This window comes from Sulfitobacter sp. 1A12157 (assembly GCF_043557345.1).
In the GTDB taxonomy this organism is placed as follows: domain Bacteria; phylum Pseudomonadota; class Alphaproteobacteria; order Rhodobacterales; family Rhodobacteraceae; genus Sulfitobacter.
Map to the genome: position 1 here is coordinate 80,793 of NZ_JBIFFV010000006.1, position 22,057 is coordinate 102,849.

Below are 22,057 nucleotides of genomic sequence, written 5' to 3' on the forward strand. Positions count from 1 at the left end.
TGGCCCGGCGGCGGGATGCCGTCAGAGCCATTCAGGGATGGTATCGCGGTTTATCATTTCGTCAAAGCTTGGCCGTGGGCGGATAACCGCGAATTGATCGCCGTTCACCAGCACCTCGGGGATCAGGGGCCGCGAGTTATACTCGCTGCTCATCACCGCGCCGTAAGCCCCGGCAGAGCGGAAGGCCACCAGATCGCCTGAGCCCAACACCGGCATCATCCGCTGTTTTGCGAAAGTATCACCGGATTCGCAGACCGGCCCCACGATATCGACGGGGCGCGGCTCGGCCCCCGGGGCGGGTTCATTGAGCGGCACGATGTCATGCCATGCGTCATACATGGCGGGGCGAATGAGATCGTTCATCGCGGCATCGAGGATCAGGAAATCGCGGCCTTCGCCGGATTTGAGATAGATCACCTCGCTCACCAGCACACCTGCGTTGCCCGCGATCAAGCGGCCCGGCTCGATCTCGACCTCGCAGCCCAGATGCCCCAGTTTGCGCTGCACCATCGCGCCGTAATCCGTGGGCAGCGGCGGGGCGGAATTCGAGCGCTCGTAAGGGATGCCCAGGCCGCCGCCAAGGTCGAGCCGCCGGATGTCATGGCCATCGGCGCGCAGCACCTCGGTCAGTTCCGCGACCTTGCCGTAAGCCTGCTCAAAGGGCGCCAGATCGGTCAATTGGCTGCCGATATGCACGTCGATGCCCACGATCTCGAGCCCCGGCAGCTTGGCCGCCATGGCATAGACTTCGCGGGCGCGGGCGATGGGGATGCCGAACTTGTTCTCGCTTTTGCCGGTGGCGATCTTGGCGTGGGTTTTCGCGTCCACATCCGGGTTCACGCGAATGGTGATCGGGGCCACTTTGCCCAATTCCCGCGCCACGACATCCAGCAGGATCATCTCTGGCTCGCTCTCGACGTTGAACTGGCGGATGCCCCCCGTGAGCGCCAGTTCGATCTCCTCCCGGGTCTTGCCGACGCCGGAGAAGACGATCTTATCGCCCGGCACGCCCGCCGCTTTCGCCCGGCGGTATTCCCCGCCCGAGACCACATCCATCCCCGCGCCCGCCTGCGCCAACGTGCGCAAAACGGCTTGGTTGGAATTGGCCTTCATCGCATAGCAGACCAGATGGTCCATGCCCGAGAGCGCGTCGTCAAAAAGGTGGAAATGGCGCAGCAGCGTGGCGGTGGAGTAGACATAGACGGGCGTGCCCACGCTGGCCGCGATCTCGGCAAGACTCACGTCCTCGGCGTGCAACACACCGTCTTTATAGAGAAAATGATCCATCTGCGCTTGGCCCCATGTCGTCGCCGCTTATCTGATGGGCGCTGTCCGCAGGAAAAGATAGAGCGGCAGGCCACAGCTCACCCCAATACAGAACGTGGCGGGAATGGCAATCAGGCTGAGGAAATTGCGCCGCACGGCGACCTCGGCAATGATCCAGATGGTCAAGGTGACGGCCGCGATGGTCAGATCCCAGACCAGCCCGCTGGCGGCGGCATTGGCGTGCCATGCGTCCACCATGGCGCTCAGGCTCCAGCCTTCGGCGTTGAACCATGTGACGAAGTAATACATCGGATGGACCGCCCCCCAGACCGCGAGGGCGAGGTAGAGCATCCGCAAAAGCGACATCAGAAACTCTTGACCACGCCGACGGTGGCATAGCCCGACAGGCTGATCCCCGGCTCGGTCGGCGGTGTGGGCGCGGCCTGCCGTGGGGCGGACTGCGGCGGTGTGCAAGCGGCCAAGGCAAGCGCCCCGGCCACCAGCGTGATCTGCAAAAGCGGCCTCATGACCCGGCCCCGAGCATCAGCGAGAACGGCCCGCGGCGCAGCCCCACCGCCGTCCCCACCGAGACGCCCGAAGAGGACATGGTGATGCTGCTGCTGGCCGTGGGCCGCACCGGCTCCCCATCCGCGCCACAGGCGGCAAGGCTCAACAGGGATAGGGCCGCAAGGAGGCGTTTCACTTCAGGATTTCCTTCCAACGCTCAATCTGGGCACGCACCTGCGCGGGCGCGGTGCCGCCATAGGACATGCGCGAGTTTACCGAATTTTCGACGCCAAGCACGTCAAAAACGTCCTCCGTGATCTCGGCATGGACCGATTGCATCTGCTCTAGCGTCAGGTCGGGCAGATCACAGCCCTGCGCCTCGGCCATGGCGACCAGCGTGCCGGTGACGTGATGCGCGTCGCGGAACGGCAGGTTCGGCACCCGCACCAGCCAATCGGCCAGATCGGTGGCGGTGGAAAAGCCCGAGCCCGCGGCGGCGGCGAGGTTCTCACGCTCGGCGGTCATGTCGCCCACCATGCCGGTCATCGCGGCCAGCGCCAGCATCAGGTTGTCGGCAGCGTCAAAGACCTGCTCTTTGTCCTCCTGCATGTCCTTGGAATAGGCCAGCGGCAGCCCCTTCATCACCATCATCAGCGCGGTGTTCGCGCCGAAAATGCGGCCCACCTTGGCGCGGATGAGCTCGGCGGCATCGGGGTTCTTCTTCTGCGGCATGATCGAAGAGCCGGTCGAGAAGCGGTCCGACAGCGCCACGAAACGGAACTGCGCGGAGGACCAGATCACCAATTCCTCGGCGAAGCGCGACAGGTGCATGGCGCAGATGCTGGCGGCTGACATGAATTCCAGCGCGAAGTCGCGGTCGCTCACCGCGTCGAGGCTGTTCGCGGCGGGGCGGTCGAAACCAAGCGCCTCTGCCGTCATCTCGCGGTCAATCGGGAAGGAGGTGCCCGCCAGTGCGGCGGCCCCCAGCGGGCATTCGTTCATCCGCGCCCGCGCATCGCGGATGCGCGACAGATCGCGGCCAAACATCTCGACATAGGCCATCATGTGATGCCCCCATGTCACGGGCTGCGCGGTTTGCAGATGGGTAAAGCCGGGCATGACCCAATCGGCCCCCGCTTCGGCCTGAGACAAAAGCGCGCGGATCAGCGCCTGCAGCCCTTCGTCGGCGGCGTCCAATTGGTCGCGCACCCAAAGCTTGAAATCGGTGGCGACTTGGTCGTTCCGGCTGCGGCCCGTGTGCAAGCGGCCTGCGGGCTCTCCGATCAGGTCTTTCAGCCGTGCTTCCACGTTCATATGGATGTCTTCGAGCGCGGCGGAGAATTCGAACCGGCCCTCTTCGATCTCTGACAAGATTGTGAGAAGCCCTTCCCGTATCGCGTCGGCGTCGTTATCAGTCAGGATGCCTGTGGCTGCCAGCATGGCGGCATGGGCACGCGACCCTTTGATGTCTTGCGCGGCCATCCGTTTGTCGAACCCGATCGAGGCGTTGATCGCCTCCATGATCGCATCCGGTCCGGCGGCGAAACGCCCGCCCCACATTTTGTTCGAGGTCGTGTCGGTCATGTTGAATACCCTTGGAGGGACGTATGAAAAATCTTGTGCTCGGCCTCGTTTATACGCTGCTTGTCGCAGGTGCAAACCCCGCCCTTGCCGGAACGGCTGACCTCGCGGGGCTGCGCGAAGGGGACATGAAGAAACTCGTGATCCATGACGCGCCGCAGGCGACCTCTGACGTGACCTTTGAGCGCGAGGACGACGGCGAGGCGATGTCGCTGGCGGATTACGAAGGCAAGGTCGTGCTGGTAAACTTCTGGGCCACATGGTGCGCGCCCTGCCGCAAGGAGATGCCGCAGTTGAACGCCTTGCAAAAGGAATTCGGCGGCGATGATTTTCAGGTGCTGACCATCGCCACGGGGCGCAACTCTGAGGAAGGGATCAAACGGTTCTTCGAGGAAGCGGGTGTCGACAGTCTGCCCCGTCACCAAGACCCGAAGCAAAAGCTCGCCAGCCAGATGGGTGTGTTCGGCCTGCCGATCAGCGTGATCCTAGACCGTGAGGGGCGCGAGATTGCCCGGTTGCAGGGCGATGCGAAATGGGATTCCGACAGCGCCCGCGCGATCATCGCAGCCCTGATCGAAGAAGGCGCCGAGAGCTAAGCGGCCAGGTCGGGCCTCCGCGCCCGGCCCTCACGCCACATGTTGCAGGATCGCGGCCTCCGAGGTGCTGAGATTGCGCCGCGCGAAACCGCCATAGCTGTGCGGGTCCGTCTCTAGCTGCGGATGCGCCGCCAGCAGTCGCGCCCGGTCCTGCGCGCCAAGGCTGGTGAGCGGGGCCGAGGCGGGATGAAAGCTCTCGGTCTCGACACCATTGGCCCACATGACCTGATGCGCGGCCAGCAGGACGTGGATATAGGTCACCTCGCGCAGGGACGTATCGCTGGCCACGCTGCGCCCGTTGATCAAGTCCTTGGCGGCGACCAGCACTTCGTCACTGTTGAAAAGATCACGGGCCTGAGCGCCTTGCAGCACGATCCGGTGGTCGGGTGAGACCAGCAGCGGGGCGTCGGGCCGGGCAATCCCCAAGGCACCGGGGCGGAAGCGCACGGGGCGCAGATGCGGCATGGCATGCAGCCGCGCGCCGCTCATCCGGCGGCTGCCGATCCACGTTAGCGGCTGCGCGCCATTGTCCTTGGTCTGGATCAGATCGCCCTCGCGCAACTCTTCAATCAGGGCGCTGCCCTTGGGCGTGCGGATGCGGGTGCCGGGGGTGAAACAGATTACCCCGCCGCGCTCGGGCTGGTCAGCGCGCGCGGGGGTCAGGGTGCTGTGCATCACCCAAAGTTCACTGTCGCGCGGGGGCAGTTCATCGACGAACATCAAGAGCGGCATCCGCCCCGGGCCTGCGTCAATCAGGGTGACGGTATAGGTCCGCGCGCCATTGGTAACCATGAAGCTGTCGTCGGGCAGCGGGGCCGTGCCCACGGCGCGGCGTGACGTGGGCGGCATCATGCCCCCCTCCTCTAGTGCGGCCCCGATCAGGCGCTGCACTTTGCGGGCCGCGCGTTTGCGCAACCGCTCTGCCCCGTCCGCCATATCCAGCCGCAGCACATCATTCGGCCCATCCACCCGGATGGTATCCCCGCGCCACGCCCAGGCCGAGCCCAGTTCGAGCCACTGCACCGGCGCGGCCTCCAGACCGTCGATCTCTGTTTGCGACCAGCTGATGACAAACGTGCCCCGAAAGCCCGTTTTCATAACTGCTCTGCCTGCCTCGTTTCTTATTGCCAGCAGTCTAGCAAAGCCGGGGGTCGCGCGAAAGATGGCGCGAATGTGGCGGCGAAACCTGTTGCAAATTGATCTTCGCCCCTGCGGCACCGGCGAAGCGCTGCGAAACGCTTGTAAATTGTCAGCGTCTTGGTAACGTCAGAGCGGTCAAACAGCCGGAGGCACCGCATGTCGGTAGAAGTACCCCCCACCCCGTCACGCCGCATCGTCTCGTCGCGCCATTTGGCCGAGGGCGATGGCTGGGAGGCCTCGGAACTCGAATACGGCATGATCATCGCCTACTATGCCTTCACCCGCTGGATGTCGCGTTGCATGGCGGCGGCGGGGAACGGCGAACTGACGCCGCTGGAAATCCTCGTGCTGCACAACGCCAACCACCGGGGCCGGGAGAAGCGGCTGACGGATATTTGCTTCCTACTCAACATCGAAGACACCCATACGGTGAACTACGCGCTGCGCAAGCTGGTGAAGGCCGAATTGCTGAGCGCAGAGAAACGCGGCAAGGAGGTGTTCTATCGCACCTCGCCTGCGGGTGCCGAGCTATGCGAAGCCTATCGCGCGATCCGTCAGGCGTGTTTTCTGGATGGCTTGCCGCGCCCCGATATCTCGGGCGAGGAACTGCGCAAGATCGCGGCGCAGCTTCGGGCGATGTCGGGGCAATATGACCAAGCGAGCCGCGCGGCAGCCTCGCTGTAGAGCGCAGGCGCGAGGGCTGCCCCCCGCGCCCGCCAAAGCTTAGATCAGCGCGGCAATGGCACGCGCGGTGTCGTTCATGCGGTTCGAGAAACCCCATTCATTGTCATACCAGCTGACCACGCGGATCATGCCGCCATCGGTCACCCGCGTCTGATCGGGCGCGAGGGTGGAGGAATGCGGATCGTGGTTGAAATCGGTCGAGACCAGCGGCGCGGGCTCATAGGCCAGAACGCCTTTCAATGCGCCCTTGGCCGCCTCTTGCATCGCGGCGTTCACCGCCTCTGCCGTCGCGGGTTTCTTGGGCATGATACACAGGTCCACGAGCGAGACATTGGCCGTCGGCACGCGCACGGCGGACCCTTCGAGCACGCCCTTCAGATGGGGGATCACCTCGGAAATCGCGGCGGCGGCGCCGGTCGAGGTCGGCACCATCGACAGGGCGGCGGCACGGCCGCGATAGGGGTCGCGGTGCGGGCTGTCATGGGTCGGCTGGTCGCCGGTATAGGCGTGGATCGTGGTCATATAGCCAGTCTCGATCCCGAAGCTGTCGTCGAGCACCTTGGCCACCGGAGCGAGGCAGTTGGTGGTGCAGGAGGCGTTGGAGACAATCACGTCTTCGCCGGTCAGCTCATCATGATTGACGCCGTAGACCACGGTCCGGTCCACACCCTTGCCGGGGGCCGAGATCAACACGCGTTTGCTGCCATTCTCCAGATGTTTCGCCGCCGCGTCGCGGGCGGTGAAGAAACCGGTGCATTCATAGGCCACATCAACGCCGCCCCATGGCAGTTTCGCCGGATCGCGCTCTGCCGTCATGCGGATGCTCTGGCCCGCCACATGCAGGGTGCCATCTTTCAATTCCGCATCCACCGGCAGGCGGCCATGCACGGAGTCGTATTTCAATAGGTGCAGCAGGTTCTCGGCATCGGTCAGATCGTTGATGGCAACGACTTCGATCCCGTCAAAGCCGTTCTCGATCAGCGCGCGCAGCACGCAGCGTCCGATGCGGCCAAAGCCGTTGATGGCGATTTTAGTGGTCATGGTGAATCCTCCGGTGGCCCGGTGTTGGGCGGATTGGCGCGGTTAGCGCTAACATAGCACCGGGTGTGGCGGAGTTCAATTGGCCTCAGGTAGGAAATCGGCGCCCTGTTTCAAGGCGCCGATTTTGGGGCTGTTTTCAGCTCGGTGTCATGAATGCGCGCGATGGCGGCGGCGCACGCTGTCGGGCCGCCCGGGCAGGCTGAGCCGCGCGTCGTTGCGCGCTTGGCGTGAGATGACGCGCCCCTTGGCCACCACGCAGAGCCGGTCGGGCCGCAGGCGCAGCGCCTCGATCGGGTTGCCGGCGTCCAGCACCGCCAGCGAGGCCTGCGCGCCGACCTTGAGGCCGTAGTCCGAAAGGCCGAGGATGCGGGCGTTGACCTCGGTCACCATCTCGAAGCAGCGGCGCATCTCCTCGGGCGAGGTCATCTGCGCCACATGCAGCCCCATGAAGGCCACGTCGAGCATGTCGCCCGTGCCCATGGAATACCACGGGTCCATCACGCAGTCCTGACCCCAGCCGACGTCGATGCCCATGGCCTGCATCTCCTTCACCCGCGTCAGCCCGCGGCGTTTCGGGTAGGTGTCGTGGCGGCCCTGCAGGGTGATGTTGATCAGCGGATTGGGGATCGCGGCGACCTGCGCTTCGGCCATCAGCGGCAGCAGCTTCGAGACGTAGTAATTGTCCATCGAATGCATCGAGGTCAGATGCGAGCCGGCCACCCTGCCCTGTAGCCCAAGGCGTTGGGTCTCATAGGCCAGCGTCTCGATATGGCGCGAATGGGGGTCGTCGGTCTCGTCGCAATGCAGGTCGACCATGAGACCGCGCTCGGCAGCGAGCTCGCAGAGGGCGGTGACGGAACGCGCGCCATCGGCCATGGTGCGCTCGAAATGCGGGATGCCGCCCACGACGTCGACGCCCATATCGAGGGCGCGAATGGTGTTCTCATGCGCCGTGGGGTCGCGGTAGAGGCCGTCCTGCGGGAAGGCGACGAGTTGCAGGTCGATGTAGTCTTTGACCGTTTCGCGCACGTCGAGCAGGGCTTCGACGCCCAGAAGACGGTCGTCGCAGGTGTCGACATGGCTGCGGATGGCCAGAAGGCCCAATGAGGCGGCCCAATCGCAGTATTCCAGCGCGCGGGCTTTGACCTCGTCCTGGGTCATCACCTCTTTGAGTTCGCCCCAGAGGCCGATGCCCTCCAGCAGGGTGCCCGAGGCGTTGATGCGCGGGGTGCCGTAGCTGAGGGTGGCGTCCATGTGGAAATGCGGATCGACGAAGGGCGGGCTGACGAGGTCGCCGCTGGCGTCGATGGTCTCGCGCGCCTCTGCGGTGGAGAGGTCTTCGATGGCGGCGATGCGGTCGCCCTTGATGCCGATGTCGGTGACGCGGCCGTCGGGGAGCGTGCCGCCTTTGATGATGAGGTCGAACATGGGTTGGTCCTTTTCAGTTGTGTCCCGCCCGGACGCAGGCCGGGCAGCCCCCGGCCGCCCCCGTTTTGCCGGAGGCAAACCTACGGTTTGACGGCGGGGGCTTCACCCCCACCCGCGGCCGGGAGCAGCCCTTAGCGATCTGTAGCGAGCCTTTCAGCGCTCACCCTTATTAAACGGCACCATCAGCGCCGCTGGCACCTGCGCCCGGCGCGACATGACGACAAGCGCGAGGATCGACAGGATATAGGGCGCCATCAGGAAAATCTGGTAGGGGATGTCGGCACCGAGCGGCGTCTGCTGCACGCGGATTTGCAAGGCGTCGAAGGCCGCAAAGAGCACCGCGCCCAGAAGCGTCTTTCCCGGTTTCCACGAGCCAAAAACCACCAGCGCGATGCAGATCCAGCCGCGGCCGTTGACCATCTCGAAGAAGAAGGAGTTGAAAGCCGACATGGTGAGAAACGCCCCGCCCACGGCCATCAGCCCGCTGCCAACCATGACCGCGCCGATGCGGATCGCCGAGACGCTGAGCCCCTGCGCCTCGACCGCCGCCGGGTTCTCCCCCGCCGCGCGCAGGGCGAGGCCCATGGGCGTGCGGTAGAGCACCAGCGTCACCACCAGCACCAGCACAAAGGCCAGATAGGTCAGCGGGGTCTGGTTGAAAAGCGCGGGGCCGATCACCGGGATCTCGGACAGAAGCGGGATTTCCAGCGGCTGGAAGGCCTCGATCTTGGGCGGCGAAGTCACTTCGGGCAGCGCGAGGCGGTAGCAGTAATAGGTGAGCGAGGTCGCCAGAAGCGTGATGCCAAGGCCGACGACATGCTGGCTGAGGCCGAAGGGCACCGTCAGCACGCCATGCACCAGCCCGAAGGCCATGCCCGAAAGCATCGCCACCGCGACGCCGAACCAAAGCCCGCCGCCGAGGTAGACGGTGAGCCAGCCCGCGAAAGCGCCGACGACCATGATGCCTTCGATGCCGAGGTTCAGCACCCCTGCCCGCTCGCAGATGAGCTCGCCCAAGGCGGCAAAGATCAGTGGCGAGGCGATGCGGATTGCGGCGGTCCAGAAGCTCGCCTGAAGGAGGATGTCGAGAATGTCCATCAGTCGCGCCTCACCCGGAATTTCGTGAGCATGATCGCCAGCACCATCGCCAGCAGCGCCAGCGCCAGCATGATGTCGGCAAGGTAGGTGGGCACACCGGCGGCGCGGCTCATGCTGTCGGCCCCGACGAAAATGCCGGCGACAAAAAGCGCCGCGACGACCACACCAAGCGGGTTCAGCAGGGCCAGCATGGCGACGATGATGCCGGTGTAGCCAAAGCCCGGCGAGATATCCAAGGTGAGGTTGCCCTTGAGCCCTGCCACCTCGGAAAAGCCCGCGAGCGCCGCAAGCCCGCCCGACAGCAGCGCCGTCTTGATCAGCACCGCGTTCACCGGGATGCCCGCGAAACGCGCCGCCGCAGGGTTCAGCCCCACCGCGCGCATCTCGTAACCCAGCGTGCTGCGGCGCTGGATCACCCAGACAACAAGCGCGGAGATCAGTGCGAGGGCGAAGCCCCAGTGCAGCCGCAGCCCCTCGGCGATGCGCGGCAGACGCGCCTCCCCGATCAGCCGCGCGGACTTGGGCCAGCCGAGGCCCATCGGGTCCTTCAGCGGACCTTCGAGCAGCATCGAGACCCAGAGCAGCACGACGAAGTTCAGCAGGAGCGTGGTGACCACCTCATCGACGCCGACGCGGGTCTTGAGGAAGGTCGGCACCAGCAGCACTACGGCCCCGGCGAGCATGGCGGCGAGGGCAATCGTCGGCAGCAGCGCAAAGCTTGGCCATGCCAGCGCGCCGGTGCCCAGCACCACGGTGACCACCGCGCCCATGTAAAGCTGCGCCTCGGCGCCGATGTTCCAAAGTTTGGCGCGGAAGGCGACGGCGACGGCGAGGCCGGTGAAGATCAGCGGCGTGGCGCGGTTGAGCGTTTCCAGCAGGGCGAATTTCGAGCCGAAGGCGCCTTTGACGATCAGGCCCAGCACCGAAAACGGCTGCGCGCCCGCGACCATCGCCAGCAGAGAGGCCACGACCACGGTGGCGAAAAGCGCCAGCGCGGGCAGGCCCAGTGAGCGGGTCCACGTGGGGTTGGCGACGGGTTCAAGCCGCATGAGAGGTCTCCTCGAATCCATCGCCGGCCATCCAGACGCCCAACTCGGCGGGGGTGAGCGCGCCACGGGCGAAGGGGGGCGAGAGGCGGCCTTCGGAGATCACATGGATCACGTCCGACAGCGCCGTGACCTCGTCGAGGTCTTCGGAAATCAGCAGCACCGCCGCCCCGCGGTCGCGGGCGGCCAGCAGTTGTTCGTGCACGTAGGTGAGCGCGCCGATGTCGAGGCCGCGCACCGGCTGGTTGGCCAGCACGACCGAAGGCGCGGTTTCCAGCACCCGGCCCAAGATCAGCTTTTGCATATTGCCGCCCGACAACAGGCGGATGCGGGTTTCCGGGCCGGGGCAGCGCACATCATAGCCTTGGATAATCTTGGCCGCGAAATCGCGCGCGGCGCGCCAGTTCATCCAGCCGTGGCGGGAAAAACCGGGGCGGGAATAAAGCTCAAGCACCGCGTTCTCGGTAAGGTCGAAATCGGCGATGGTGCCGGTCTTGTGGCGGTCTTCGGGGATGCGGGCGATGCCCGCGCCGATGGCGGCATGGGGCGACCAGCCGCGCGGCGCGTCGCCCTTCACGTGGAACGTGCCGGAGGCGGGGCGAATGAGCCCGCCGATCAGATCGGCAAGCGCGGTCTGCCCGTTGCCGGAGACCCCGGCGAGGCCGGTGATCTGGCCTGCGCGCAGCGCGAGATCGACGTTTTTCAGCCCCGGGGCGCTGCCGACATCCGGTGTCGAAACACCTCGAAGCGTCACCAGCGCGGCACCGGGATCGGCGCGGCGCACGACGGGTGCCGCGACTTCGCTGCCCACCATCATCTGCGCCATGGCAGCGCGGTCGGTCTCGGCGGTCTTGGCCTCGGCCACCAGCTTTCCGTGACGCAGCACCACGACGCGGGAGGAGATCGCCATGACTTCATGCAGCTTGTGGGAAATGAAAATGACCGAAAGGCCAAGGGCGACGGCCTTGCGCATGGTGGCGAAGAGGTCTTCGGTCTCCTGCGGGGTCAGGACGGCGGTCGGCTCGTCGAGAATGAGGATACGCGCCTCGCGGTAGAGGGCTTTCAGGATCTCGACCCGCTGCCGTTCGCCCACGCTGAGGCTGCCGACCTGCGCATCGGGGTCCACGCGCAAACCGTAGTCCGCCATCAGCGCCACGATCTTTTGACGTGCCTGCGTCCTGCCAAAGCCGGGCCGCCAGATCGAGCGGGTGCCGAGGACGATGTTTTCCAGAACAGACATGTTGTCGGCCAGCGTGAAATGCTGGTGCACCATGCCGACACCAGCGGCGAGCGCCGCGCGGGGGTTGCCCGCGGGCAGACGCTCTCCAAACACTTCGACATGGCCTTCGTCGGGCGTGTAATGGCCGAACAGGATATTCATCAGCGTGGTCTTGCCCGCGCCGTTTTCGCCCAGCAGGGCAATGACTTCGCCCTGCCGCAGATCGAAGCTGATCGCGTCATTGGCGGTGAGCTTGCCAAAACGCTTGGTAATGCCTTCGAGGCGCAGGACCACCCGCGCCTCGGGGTTTTGATCGGTCATTTAGTTGGACTTCGGCTCTTCGTCGTTGATCTCGACCGTGAAGGACCCGTCGCGGATCGCCTGCTCGCGCTCCTCGATGAGGTCCATCGCCTCTTGCGGAACCTTGCCCTCGAAGGTGCCCAGAGGGGCGAGCGAGGAGCCACCCTCGGCCATGAAGGAATAGCGTCCGTAGTCGTCGGCCTTGAACTCCCCGGCCTTCACCGCGGCGATGGCGGCGTCGAGCGTCGGCTCGAAATGCCACAGGGCGGAGGCGACGACCGTCTCGGGGTATTCTCCTTGCGTGTCGATCACGTTGCCGATCGCCAGCACGCCCTTCTCCTGCGCCGCGTCCGACACGCCGAAACGCTCGGCATAGAGCACGTCGGCCCCCTGCTCGACCATGGCGAAGGCGGTTTCCTTGGCCTTGGGCGGGTCGAACCAGGAGCCGATGAAGCTGACCTGGAACTTGATCTCGGGGTTCATTTCCTGCGCGCCGGCCATGAAGGCATGCATCAGGCGGTTCACTTCCGGGATCGGGAAGCCGCCGACCATGCCCATGTTGCCGCTCTCGGTCATCGACCCTGCGACGATGCCCGAGAGATACGCGGCATCCTGAATATAGTTATCGAAGACCGCGAAATTCGACAGCGCCTCGTCCTGCTTGAAGCTGGACCCCATGAGGAAGGCGACCTCGGGATAATCGGCGGCGACCTCGCGCGCCTCGGCCTCGGCGCCGAAGACTTCGCCCACGATCAACTGGTTGCCGGCTTCGGCATATTCACGCAGCACGCGGGCATAATCGGTGTTGGAGACATTCTCGGTGAAGGTGTACTCGATGTCGCCCCGCGCCTGTGCTGCTTCGGCGGCCTTGTGGATGCGGCTGACCCACTGCTGTTCCACCGGCACGGTATAGACGCCCGCGACCTTGATCGACTCGGCGGCCAGCGCGCCCTGCGGCAAAAGGCTGGCACCTGCCAGCATGGCCGCCGTGCCCAATAGGAAGCGGCGTGTGAAATTGCGTTGTGTCATTTTATCCCCCGTTGGTTAGGTATTTTACCGTTTGATAAAATATTTTACCTGTCAAGCTTCTCCTGACCCTAGGTCAGCCCAAGCTTTTCCGAATAGGCGCCTTGTGCTGATTAATGTGGCAGTCAGCAGGCGAAGCGGTAAATAGGGTCGACCCCAAGGATCGGATTCTACGATGAGCCATGTATTGCACCGTAACCTGCGCGCCACGCAACCTGTGATCGTCCGCGGCGAAGGAAATTTCCTCATTGATGACAAAGGGAAGCGCTATCTGGACGCCTGTGGCGGCGCGGCTGTGTCGAGCCTTGGGCATGACAATGCCGCCGTGCGCGCCGCCGTTGCCGCGCAGATGGACAAGCTTGCCTTTGCCCATACTGGCCTTTTCACCAACGCCCCGGCAGAGGCGCTGGCCGACCATCTGATCGCCCGCGCGCCTGAGGGTACGGGCGAAGGCCGGGTCATGTATCTGGGCAGCGGGTCCGAAGCGATGGAGGCGGCGCTGAAGCTGGCGCGGCAGTACCATCTGGAGCGCGGCGACACGGCGCGCGCCAAGATCATCGCCCGCGCCCCGAGCTATCACGGCAACACACTGGGCGCGCTGGCGGTGGGCGGCCATGCCGGGCGCCGCAAGCCCTTCGCCCCGATGTTGATGGAGGTGGAACATATCGACGCCGCCTATGCCTACCGGCTGCAACGCGCGGGCGAGAGCACGGCGGATTTCGCGCGGCGCTTGGCGGATCAACTGGAAGCGCGGATCGTCGAGCTGGGGCTGGAGACGGTCGCCGCCTTCGTGGCCGAGCCGGTGGTCGGCGCCTCGCTCGGCTCGCAGCCCGCACCCGAGGGGTATTTCAGACATGTGCGCGAGATCTGCGACCGCCACGGCGTCTTGCTCATCGCCGATGAGGTGATGTGCGGCATGGGGCGCACCGGCAGCCTGTTTGCGCTGGAGCAGGAAGGGATTTGCGCCGATATCACCACCATGGCCAAGGGGCTCGGCGCGGGCTACCAGCCGATCGCGGCGGTGATGGCGCGGCAAAGCGTGATCGAGGCGATCATGGCGGGCAGCGGCAACCTGTGGAATGGGCACACCTATATGTCCCATGCGGTGGCCACGGCGGGCGCGCTGGCGGTGCTGCAAGAGGTCGAGAGCCGCGATTTGCTGAGTGCGGTGCGCGCCCGGGGGCAGCAGTTGGAAACCGCGCTGCGCGACCGCTTTGGCCAGCACGCCCATGTCGGAGACATTCGCGGGCGCGGGTTGTTTTGGTCGATCGAACTGGTGGCCGAGCGCGAGAGCAAGACGCCCTTCGACGTCAGCCGCAACCTTGCGGGCAAGATCCAACGCACCGCGATGGAGGCGGGGATGATCTGCTACCCCTCGCAGGGCTGCGCCGATGGCACGGCGGGGGATCACGTTCTGCTGGCCCCGGCCTTTACCTCCCCGCCCGAGGAAATCGAGATGACGGTCGAGATGCTGGGCGCGGCAGTCGATGGGGCGATCGCGGAGGGCTGAGCCCTCCGCCTGCCCGTTATCGGCCTTTGATCTGGATCGAGAAGTTGCGCCGCGCCCCGGCGGGCGGGCGCGGGAATGGGGCGGCCTGTCGGATGATGCCAAGCGCCGCCTGATCCAGCGCCGCCGACCCGGAGCTGCGGGCCACGCGGACCCCTGCCAACTGCCCGCCCCCACCGATGGAAAAGGCGATCGTCGCCGTCCCGCGGGAGCGGACGCGCGGCTTGCCGACGCGGGCGATGCGGCTCATGACTTGGCCCGGATAGTTGCTGGCTGCCGCATTCCCCGCAGGCGCCGCGGCACGCTGTTGCGCGCCCGATTGCGCGGCATTGCCCGCGCGGCTGGCGGTCTGCGCGCCCTTGGTATTGTTGCGCTTTGCATTGCCACGCGTGGTTTGCTTGGGCTTGGGTTTCGGCTGCGGCTTGGGCTTGGCCTTTTTGGCCGCCTCGGCCGCGCGTTCGGGATCGCGGCGCTGTGGGCGCCGCGACAGGCGCGGCGCGTCATCCTCGGCCTCGGCGGTGAGGGTTTCGACCGGCGGCACCGGAGCCGCGGCCGTGATGGTTGGCGTGGCCTCAGTCGTCTCGGGCGGGGTTTCGACCGGGGTCAGGGCGGGCAAGACCGGCGTCTCTGTCGGCGAGGCGGCGGGCGGGGCCACGGGCATGGGTTCAGCCTCCACCGCCTGCACCGGCTCTGCGACGGCCGAAGGCGTGGGGGTGAGCGTGGGTTCCGGCGCGGGGGTCGGCGGCAGCGCCTCTGCGGTCTCAAGCGGTTCGGGCGCGGGGGTTGGGGTGATTTCTTCGACCGGTTCGGCATCCAATGTGCCGATGGCCATATCCTCGAACCGCGTGCCAAGCTGGGCTGCGGCGGGCGCGCCGCCGCCTGCGATCTTGGCGCTGTCGTCGATCTGGGCGAGTTGCGACACCCCCACGACGAGGCTGGCCGCGACGCCGATGGACAGTGTTTTGGCGAGACCGGAACGGGGGATCATTGCAGCGCCCTTTCGGTGACAAGCATGACGCGCGCGGCCCCTGCCCCGCGCAGCTCGCGGGTCAGTTCCACAAGGCGGCGGGCGGGCAGTGCGCGGTCGGGGAGGAGCCGGACGGTGTCGCGCTCTTCTTCGGGCAGCGCGTCGATGAAATCGGCCACGCTGGCGCGGTCTTGGCCTGCGTAGGTCATGCGGCCATCGGCATGGACCACCAGCGCATTCGGCGGGGCGCGGCCCTCAAGCTCGCGGGTTTCGACGAGGTTGAGATCGGAGTCCAGCGGCTGTGACAGGGTGCCTGCGACCATAAAGAAGACCAGCATCAGAAAGACGATGTTGATCAGCGCGATGGTCGGTTCGCGTTGCGGTTTGGCCTTGGCGATGGGTCGCATGGTCAGCCCTCCAGAACCGAGACGCTGAGCCCCGGCAAGGCGCGCAGCGCGATGAGCAGATCGGCCAGCGCCTGCGCCTCGACCTCGGCCCCGAGCGAGACCAAAAGCGGGGTGCCCTCTTCGGCCTCGGCCAAGGGGCTGGCGGTCAGCGCGTCAAGCGCCAGCGCATCGCCGTTAAGGCGCAGCCCCTCGGTGGTTAGTTGCAGGAAAAACGGTTTCGCCCCCGTCTCGGCCCCTGCCCGGGATGTCGCTGCGGCCAATTCGATCTCGGCAAATTTTGAGAAGGTCGAGGTCAGCATGAAGAACAACAACAGCAGGAAGATCACGTCGATCAGGGAGGTCATGGAGAGGCGGTTGCGCCGCCGGCGTGGCCTAGCCATGGGCTGGCCGGGGCGCGGCGGCGGCAAAGGGGGTGGCAGCGGGCGCAGCGGCAGAGGCCGCGTTCTGGCCCGGGTGCAGCACGGTCAGGATCGCCTTGTCGGCGATGACGCGTTCAGTCTCCATACGTTGCTCAAGCCAGCTGAGCACCAGCGCGGTCGGCATGGCCACGACAAGCCCCACGGCCGTGGTCAGAAGCGCCACCCAGATGCCACCGGCGAGGATCGACGGGTCCACTTGAGAGCCCGCATCCTGCAAGGCGCGGAAGGCTTCGATCATGCCCAGAACCGTGCCGAAGAGACCCAAGAGCGGGGCAAGCTGCGCCACGGAATCGAGCAGGCGGAAACCGCGCTCAAGCTTGGCAAAACGCATCTCGGCCTCGGCCTGCAAGCGCGAAGCACCGGCCTCGGGCGCGGACATGGCCAGTTCGATCACCGGGGCAAGGTAGCTTTTCGACCGGCCCAGCGCCGAACGGGCGGCGGCGGCATCGCCGCGCTCCCACGCGTTGACTGCTTCGGAGAGCGCCCGGTGACGGCCCACGGCGGCAGCGCGGAACTGCCATGTCTTATAAAGGGCGACCGCAAGGGTCAGCACGGCCACGGCCATCAGGATCACCACCACCGGGCCACCGGTTTCGGCAATGCCCCGCAGGGGGGTCAGCAATTCATCGAGTTGTTCCATCAGCCCAGCACCTCGATCTCGGTCCGGGTCGCCGGGGCGAGCGCGCTTTCGCAGGTGCCCGCCTCGATCCCCGCGCCCTCACAGCTTTGCGCGCCGTTAAAGAGGATGCGGCCAAGGTTCTCGCAGGTGGTTTGCGGCACCACGAATTGACGCACGCGCGGGCGGCCAACGGGGAGTTCGCCGAAATCGAAGAGCGTCAGCCGGTTCACGGTGCCTTCGCGGTCGAAGAGCACGGTTTCATAGACCGCCTTGTCGAGCGGGGCGGAAAGCTCGTTGGTGATGAGGAAGGTCAGCTTGCAATTGGCCTCTGTGGTGTCGGCGGCATTGAGCTCGACCTTGAGCGTGGGCGCGGGCGCGGCGCTGGCCGGGGTCGCGGCGGTTGTCTCGGCGGCGGCGCCTTGGGCGATGGTCAGGGACAGGGCCGCGAGGAACGCGGAACGAAAATGCGGCATGGGGGTGGCTCCCGATGGGTTTGTCTTTGATCACGGCGCAGCGTTGGGGCGCCTGCCCCGGCAGGGCAGAATCGTCGCAACACCTCTTGCGCCAAGCGGAATTTCTGCCTGCTGCCTAGCAAAACCGGGCGGCGGTGACAATCCTGACTTTAATACTCGGATTAAATGGGTGTGGTGCTGCCCATTTGACAGGCAGGGAACAGTTGCTCCGGGTTGGTGTTGGGAAGCTGAAACCACGACATGCGAGACGACCGCATTCGCGCAGAGAAGGAGGCCAGAATGACCGACGACAGCCAAAAGATCGCGACCATCGACCCTGCCCATACCGTGGCCCTGTTCACGCCGGACGCCAAAGCGCTGGAGCAGGCAGCTTCCGCCGGCATGAAAACGGTGGTGAACTTCCGCGCCTCGGATGAGAAAGGCGGCCTGTCCCCCGATGCGGAGCGGCTGGTGGCCGAGAAACTGGGGTTGAACTACCTGCACCACCCGGTCACGCCAGACACCCTTGGCCCCGAGACGGTGGATGAATTCCGCAAGTCACTGGACGACCTGCCCCAGCCGGTGTTTCTGCACTGCGCTTCGGGCAAACGTGCAGGGGCGATGACCTTGATGGCGCTCGCGGCGGATAAGGGCTGGGACGGTGATACGGCCTTGCAGGAGGGCAAGGCCCGCGGCATCGACCTGACCGAAGAGAAGATCGGCCAGTTGGTCAAATCCTACGCGGATAGCAAAGCCTGAGAGAAACGCCCGGTTTTACCGGGCATTTTACTTTTGCGTGCAGTAAAGGCCGTGCAGCGTTTCCAGAACGGCCACGGCCTCCTGCCCCTTGACGCGGTAAAAGATCGTCTGACCCGCCCGGCGGCTGTCGACCAGACCGGCATCTTTCAACTTTTTCAACTGCTGCGACATGGTGGATTGCGACAGACCGCAGGCCTGCGCCAAATCCCCCACCGAGCGCTCCCCCCCGATCAGACGGCACAGGATCTGCAACCGCGCCTCCGATGCAAGCATCGTCATGAGCGCCGCAGCCCCGGCGATATCGCCCTCCAGAAAGTCATCCGTGTTTTTCATATTAGCATCATTGAATATTATGAGTGCGTAATATATACTACTTTACAGTCTGACACAAGCCAGCCGCTTGGCGGGCCGTAAGGAGTAGAGAGATGGAAACCGAATTCACACCATGGCTGTCGTTGGGCGGCGGCGCGATGATTGGGGTCTCGGCGGTGCTGCTGATGGCCACGAACGGGCGCATCGCAGGGATCAGCGGGCTAACCTCACGGCTATTCGCCCGCGACAGCGACAGCGAAGCGCGGGGCGTGTCGTTTTTCTTCGTACTGGGGCTTTTGCTCGCGGCACCGCTTTGGTTGCTCGTGTCGGGCGGATGGCCGCAGCAATGGGTGCCCTCGAACCCCGTCTTGATGGCCGTGGCCGGGTTGCTCGTCGGCTTTGGTGCGACCTATGGCAATGGCTGCACCTCGGGCCACGGGGTCTGCGGGATCAGCCGAGGCTCGGCGCGGTCCATCGTGGCGACGGTGACTTTCATGGCGACGGCAGTCGTGACCGTCTTTGTCATGCGCCATGTGATCGGAGGGTGACGTGAAACAGCTCTTCGCCCTCCTCTCCGGCCTCTTGTTCGGCATCGGCCTGATCGTTTCCGGCATGGCCGACCCGGCCAAAGTGCTGAACTTCCTTGACGTTTTCGGCACATGGGATCCCAGCCTTGCCTTTGTCATGGGCGGCGCCATCGCGGTGACGGCACCGGGGTTCGCATGGCTGTTCCGCAGCCGTCAGACCCCCTATTTCGATCGCAAATTCCGCCTGCCCACCCGCAATGATCTTGAGCCGAAACTGCTGACCGGCGCCGCGATTTTCGGCATCGGCTGGGGCTTGGGCGGCTTTTGCCCCGGCCCGGCATTGACCGCCCTGCCCATCGCGGCCAGCGGCACTTTGATCTTTGTCCCCTTCATGCTGGGCGGCATGTGGATCGCCCGGCACAGCCCTGATTTGACCTCTAAAACCAAGAAAGGACCAGCCTGATGAGCGACCCTCTCAATTCACCCGTCGTGCGCCACTCCCCTTCGACAGGGGCAGGCAGCCCCGATGTCTGGGGCATCTATGAACCCGACACCGGTTCGATCCAGTACATCTGCGCCGATCCGGCGACGAAGAAGGCCGCGCTGATCGACGTGGTGTGGAACTTCGACCCGAAGAACTACAAGTTCACCACGGAAAGCATGGATCAGGTGCTGGACCTCGTAAAGGAGAACAGTCTGAGCGTGGAATGGGTACTCGACACCCACCCGCATGCGGATCACGTCATGGCCTCGGCCCAGTTGAAAGAGCGGACGGGCGCGCCCAATGCCATCGGCGCGCTGGTGCCTGAGATCGCCAAGATTTGGGCCGATCTTTACAACCTGCCCAACGCCTTCGACCCCGACCGCGATTTTGATCGCCTGTTTCAGGAAGGCGAGACCTTCAAGATCGGCGAGTTGGACGCCAAGGTGATGCTGTCGCCCGGGCATACGCTGGGGTCGATCACTTACGTCTGCGGCGATGCGGCTTTTGTGCATGACACGCTGATGCAGCCCGATGCCGGCACCTCGCGGTCGGATTTCCCCGGCGGCACGACCGAGGAGTTGTGGGACTCGATCCAAGACATCCTCGCTCTGCCCGGCGACACGCGACTTTACATCGGCCATGACTACGGCACCGATGGCCGCGATGAGCCGCAGTGGGAGGCCACGGTGGACGAACACCGCGCCCATAACATCCATGTCAAAGATGGCACCAAGCGCGAGGATTATATCGAGCGCCGTCAGAAACGGGACGCGACCCTGTCGCTGCCCAACCGCATCCTCGCCGCATTGCAGATCAACCTGCGCGGCGGGCGGCTGCCCCCGGCGGAGGATGACGGCCATCACTACCTGAAACTGCCCGTGAACCGTTTCGACTGAGCCAACCGGGTGGCCCCTTGGGGCCGCCCCTAGCTGACGGATCGCCGCCCATGACCCTTCCTTCGCTTTCGCATTATCTGCCGATCCTCGACTGGGGGCGGCGCTATGACCGCGGCCAGTTCACCGGGGATATGATCGCGGCGGTGATCGTCACGATCATGCTGATCCCGCAATCGCTGGCCTATGCGCTCTTGGCGGGCATGCCGCCCGAGGCCGGGATCTATGCCTCCATCGCGCCCATCGTGCTCTACGCCATCTTCGGCACCAGCCGCGCGCTCGCGGTGGGGCCGGTGGCCGTGGTCTCACTGATGACGGCGGCGGCGGTGGGCGAGATCGCGCAGAGCGGCACGGCGGGCTATGTCACGGCGGCGCTGACGCTGGCCTTCCTGTCGGGCGCGATGCTTCTGGTGCTCGGGCTGCTGCGGCTCGGGTTTCTGGCGAATTTCCTGTCGCATCCGGTGATCGCGGGGTTCATCACCGCCTCTGGCATCCTGATTGCCGCCAGCCAGTTGCGGCATATTCTGGGGATTGAGGCGGAGGGCCATACCCTGCCGCAGATCCTATCCAGCCTCTGGGCGCATCTGGGGGAGGTCAATGCCATCACCCTCGGGCTGGGGCTGGCCGCGACCGCCTTCCTGTTCTGGGTGCGGGGCGGGTTGAAGCCGCTGCTGCGGCGTTTGGGGCTGGGGCCGCGTATGGCGGATATCGGCGCCAAGACCGGGCCGGTGCTGGCGATCGTGGCGACGACAGTGGCGGTCTGGGCCTTTGATCTCGGCGCGCGCGGCGTGGCCATCGTAGGCGAGGTGCCCCAAAGCCTGCCGCCGCTCACCCTGCCCTCCTTCTCCCCCCACCTACTGTCGCAGCTTCTTGTCCCGGCACTGCTGATCTCGGTCATCGGCTTTGTCGAGAGCATCAGCGTCGCCCAGACCCTGGCCGCGAAGAAACGCCAGAGGATTGACCCGGATCAGGAGTTGATCGGCCTTGGCGGCGCCAACCTTGGCGCGGCCTTTACCGGGGGTTTTCCGGTCACCGGGGGGTTCTCCCGCTCGGTGGTGAATTTCGACGCGGGCGCCGAGACCCCCGCCGCGGGCGCCTTCACCGCGGTCGGGCTGGCGCTGGCGGCGCTGTTCCTGACGCCGCTCATCCACTACCTGCCCAAGGCCACGCTGGCCGCCACGATCATTGTCGCGGTGCTGAGCCTCGTGGATTTCTCGATCCTGAAACGCGCATGGGTCTTCAGCCACGCCGATTTCGCCGCCGTCAGCGTGACGATCCTGCTGACGCTGATCTTCGGCGTCGAGGCTGGGGTCAGCGCGGGGGTCGTGACCTCGATCCTCGTGCATCTTTACAAGACCTCGCGCCCGCATATGGCCGTGGTGGGCCGGGTGCCGGGGACCGAGCATTTCCGCAACGTGCTGCGCCACGAGGTCGAGACCCAGCCCCATGTTCTGAGCCTGCGGGTTGACGAGAGCCTCTATTTCCCCAACGCACGGTTTTTGGAGGATCAACTGGCCCAATATGCCGCCGACAAGCCGGAGCTTACGGATGTGGCGCTGATGTTCCCGGCGGTGAACGAGATCGACCTTTCAGCGCTGGAGTCGCTCGAGGCGATCAACACGCGGCTGAAGGACGCCGATATCCGCCTGCACCTGAGCGAGGTCAAAGGCCCGGTGATGGACCGGCTGAAGCGCAGTCATTTTCTGGATGAACTGACCGGCGAGGTCTTTCTCAGCCAGCATGAGGCGGCCTGCGCGCTGGCCAAATCCCGGCGGTGAG

General features: G+C 65.3%; 26 protein-coding genes. 8 read left to right on the forward strand and 18 right to left on the reverse strand.

Going from position 1 to position 22,057, the window contains the following annotated elements; genetic code table 11:
* Positions 1 to 21 precede the first annotated feature (21 nt).
* From lysA to argH, 5 genes are read right to left on the reverse strand one after another with little or no spacing between them, the layout of a single operon-like run.
* Complete coding sequence (gene lysA / locus ACGYLC_RS11785; protein WP_394399089.1) at positions 22 to 1,287, reverse strand: diaminopimelate decarboxylase; 1,266 nt, start codon at positions 1,285 to 1,287, stop codon at positions 22 to 24.
* 27 nt (positions 1,288 to 1,314) lie between these two features.
* Positions 1,315 to 1,632 (reverse strand): DUF2834 domain-containing protein, encoded by a 318-nt coding sequence (locus ACGYLC_RS11790; RefSeq protein ID WP_067262174.1) that lies wholly within the window; start codon positions 1,630 to 1,632, stop codon positions 1,315 to 1,317.
* The gene (locus tag ACGYLC_RS11795) at positions 1,632 to 1,793 is read right to left on the reverse strand and encodes a hypothetical protein (RefSeq protein WP_271689321.1); all 162 of its coding nucleotides are present in this window, start codon (positions 1,791 to 1,793) and stop codon (positions 1,632 to 1,634) included. The genes ACGYLC_RS11790 and ACGYLC_RS11795 overlap by 1 nt, the downstream gene beginning before the upstream one ends.
* Positions 1,790 to 1,969: a hypothetical protein gene (locus tag ACGYLC_RS11800; protein WP_394399095.1), complete on the reverse strand. Its 180-nt coding sequence runs from the start codon at positions 1,967 to 1,969 to the stop codon at positions 1,790 to 1,792. Before ACGYLC_RS11800 ends, ACGYLC_RS11795 begins: the two co-directional genes overlap by 4 nt.
* Entirely contained in the window at positions 1,966 to 3,357 is a 1,392-nt protein-coding gene (gene argH, locus ACGYLC_RS11805; protein WP_394423086.1) for an argininosuccinate lyase, read from the reverse strand. The genes ACGYLC_RS11800 and argH overlap by 4 nt, the downstream gene beginning before the upstream one ends.
* A gap of 23 nt (positions 3,358 to 3,380) precedes the next feature.
* Between argH and ACGYLC_RS11810 the strand changes: the two genes are divergently transcribed.
* Positions 3,381 to 3,950, forward strand: a complete 570-nt coding sequence (locus ACGYLC_RS11810; RefSeq protein WP_394423087.1) for a TlpA disulfide reductase family protein — start codon at positions 3,381 to 3,383, stop codon at positions 3,948 to 3,950.
* A gap of 30 nt (positions 3,951 to 3,980) precedes the next feature.
* Here ACGYLC_RS11810 and ACGYLC_RS11815 read toward each other — a convergent pair whose 3' ends face one another.
* The gene (locus ACGYLC_RS11815; RefSeq protein WP_394423088.1) at positions 3,981 to 5,048 is read right to left on the reverse strand and encodes a Hint domain-containing protein; all 1,068 of its coding nucleotides are present in this window, start codon (positions 5,046 to 5,048) and stop codon (positions 3,981 to 3,983) included.
* 198 nt (positions 5,049 to 5,246) lie between these two features.
* Between ACGYLC_RS11815 and ACGYLC_RS11820 the strand changes: the two genes are divergently transcribed.
* Positions 5,247 to 5,774, forward strand: a complete 528-nt coding sequence (locus tag ACGYLC_RS11820; protein WP_394423089.1) for a winged helix DNA-binding protein — start codon at positions 5,247 to 5,249, stop codon at positions 5,772 to 5,774.
* A gap of 39 nt (positions 5,775 to 5,813) precedes the next feature.
* Here ACGYLC_RS11820 and gap read toward each other — a convergent pair whose 3' ends face one another.
* The 6 genes from gap to ACGYLC_RS11850 all read right to left on the reverse strand — a co-directional run bounded on the left by gap (position 5,814) and on the right by ACGYLC_RS11850 (position 12,935).
* Positions 5,814 to 6,815, reverse strand: coding sequence for a type I glyceraldehyde-3-phosphate dehydrogenase (gap, locus tag ACGYLC_RS11825; protein ID WP_394423090.1), 1,002 nt, complete (start codon positions 6,813 to 6,815; stop codon positions 5,814 to 5,816).
* Between the two features lie 147 nt (positions 6,816 to 6,962).
* Entirely contained in the window at positions 6,963 to 8,243 is a 1,281-nt protein-coding gene (locus ACGYLC_RS11830) for an amidohydrolase family protein (protein WP_394423091.1), read from the reverse strand.
* Positions 8,244 to 8,396: 153 nt separating this feature from the next.
* A complete protein-coding gene (locus ACGYLC_RS11835) occupies positions 8,397 to 9,341 on the reverse strand; it encodes an ABC transporter permease (RefSeq protein WP_394423092.1) in 945 nt (314 codons plus the stop codon).
* A complete protein-coding gene (locus tag ACGYLC_RS11840) occupies positions 9,341 to 10,390 on the reverse strand; it encodes an ABC transporter permease (protein ID WP_394423093.1) in 1,050 nt (349 codons plus the stop codon). Before ACGYLC_RS11840 ends, ACGYLC_RS11835 begins: the two co-directional genes overlap by 1 nt.
* The gene (locus ACGYLC_RS11845; RefSeq protein ID WP_394423094.1) at positions 10,380 to 11,927 is read right to left on the reverse strand and encodes an ABC transporter ATP-binding protein; all 1,548 of its coding nucleotides are present in this window, start codon (positions 11,925 to 11,927) and stop codon (positions 10,380 to 10,382) included. The genes ACGYLC_RS11840 and ACGYLC_RS11845 overlap by 11 nt, the downstream gene beginning before the upstream one ends.
* Positions 11,928 to 12,935 (reverse strand): BMP family protein, encoded by a 1,008-nt coding sequence (locus ACGYLC_RS11850; RefSeq protein ID WP_394423095.1) that lies wholly within the window; start codon positions 12,933 to 12,935, stop codon positions 11,928 to 11,930.
* A 172-nt stretch (positions 12,936 to 13,107) separates the two neighbouring features.
* Here ACGYLC_RS11850 and ACGYLC_RS11855 point away from each other — a divergent pair, with 172 nt between their 5' ends.
* Positions 13,108 to 14,442: an aspartate aminotransferase family protein gene (locus ACGYLC_RS11855; RefSeq protein WP_394423096.1), complete on the forward strand. Its 1,335-nt coding sequence runs from the start codon at positions 13,108 to 13,110 to the stop codon at positions 14,440 to 14,442.
* A gap of 16 nt (positions 14,443 to 14,458) precedes the next feature.
* On the opposite strand, the gene ACGYLC_RS11860 is transcribed toward ACGYLC_RS11855, so the two are convergent.
* Genes ACGYLC_RS11860 through ACGYLC_RS11880 form a run of 5 tightly spaced genes read right to left on the reverse strand, consistent with a single transcriptional unit; the run spans position 14,459 to position 17,324 of the window.
* Positions 14,459 to 15,427, reverse strand: a complete 969-nt coding sequence (locus ACGYLC_RS11860) for a TonB family protein (protein WP_394423097.1) — start codon at positions 15,425 to 15,427, stop codon at positions 14,459 to 14,461.
* Complete coding sequence (locus ACGYLC_RS11865; protein ID WP_271692015.1) at positions 15,424 to 15,813, reverse strand: biopolymer transporter ExbD; 390 nt, start codon at positions 15,811 to 15,813, stop codon at positions 15,424 to 15,426. The genes ACGYLC_RS11860 and ACGYLC_RS11865 overlap by 4 nt, the downstream gene beginning before the upstream one ends.
* A 2-nt stretch (positions 15,814 to 15,815) precedes the next feature.
* Entirely contained in the window at positions 15,816 to 16,193 is a 378-nt protein-coding gene (locus ACGYLC_RS11870; RefSeq protein ID WP_394423098.1) for a biopolymer transporter ExbD, read from the reverse strand.
* On the reverse strand, positions 16,186 to 16,872 hold the full coding sequence (locus ACGYLC_RS11875) for a MotA/TolQ/ExbB proton channel family protein (RefSeq protein ID WP_394399125.1): 687 nt from the start codon (positions 16,870 to 16,872) through the stop codon (positions 16,186 to 16,188). The genes ACGYLC_RS11870 and ACGYLC_RS11875 overlap by 8 nt, the downstream gene beginning before the upstream one ends.
* On the reverse strand, positions 16,872 to 17,324 hold the full coding sequence (locus ACGYLC_RS11880) for a hypothetical protein (RefSeq protein ID WP_394423099.1): 453 nt from the start codon (positions 17,322 to 17,324) through the stop codon (positions 16,872 to 16,874). The genes ACGYLC_RS11875 and ACGYLC_RS11880 overlap by 1 nt, the downstream gene beginning before the upstream one ends.
* 279 nt (positions 17,325 to 17,603) lie before the next feature.
* On the opposite strand from ACGYLC_RS11880, the gene ACGYLC_RS11885 reads away from it, so the two are divergent.
* Complete coding sequence (locus tag ACGYLC_RS11885) at positions 17,604 to 18,062, forward strand: beta-lactamase hydrolase domain-containing protein (RefSeq protein ID WP_394423100.1); 459 nt, start codon at positions 17,604 to 17,606, stop codon at positions 18,060 to 18,062.
* Positions 18,063 to 18,089: 27 nt separating this feature from the next.
* Here the strand turns inward: ACGYLC_RS11885 and ACGYLC_RS11890 are convergent, their stop codons facing one another.
* Entirely contained in the window at positions 18,090 to 18,395 is a 306-nt protein-coding gene (locus tag ACGYLC_RS11890; RefSeq protein ID WP_394399131.1) for an ArsR/SmtB family transcription factor, read from the reverse strand.
* A gap of 92 nt (positions 18,396 to 18,487) precedes the next feature.
* Between ACGYLC_RS11890 and ACGYLC_RS11895 the strand changes: the two genes are divergently transcribed.
* The 4 genes from ACGYLC_RS11895 to ACGYLC_RS11910 are packed head-to-tail and all read left to right on the forward strand — an operon-like array spanning position 18,488 to position 22,056.
* A complete protein-coding gene (locus ACGYLC_RS11895; RefSeq protein WP_394423101.1) occupies positions 18,488 to 18,922 on the forward strand; it encodes a YeeE/YedE family protein in 435 nt (144 codons plus the stop codon).
* A gap of 1 nt (position 18,923) precedes the next feature.
* Positions 18,924 to 19,364, forward strand: a complete 441-nt coding sequence (locus tag ACGYLC_RS11900; RefSeq protein WP_394423102.1) for a DUF6691 family protein — start codon at positions 18,924 to 18,926, stop codon at positions 19,362 to 19,364.
* A complete protein-coding gene (locus ACGYLC_RS11905) occupies positions 19,364 to 20,281 on the forward strand; it encodes an MBL fold metallo-hydrolase (RefSeq protein ID WP_394423103.1) in 918 nt (305 codons plus the stop codon). The genes ACGYLC_RS11900 and ACGYLC_RS11905 overlap by 1 nt, the downstream gene beginning before the upstream one ends.
* A 50-nt stretch (positions 20,282 to 20,331) precedes the next feature.
* Positions 20,332 to 22,056: a SulP family inorganic anion transporter gene (locus ACGYLC_RS11910; protein WP_394423104.1), complete on the forward strand. Its 1,725-nt coding sequence runs from the start codon at positions 20,332 to 20,334 to the stop codon at positions 22,054 to 22,056.
* The last annotated feature ends 1 nt before the right edge of the window (position 22,057 follow it).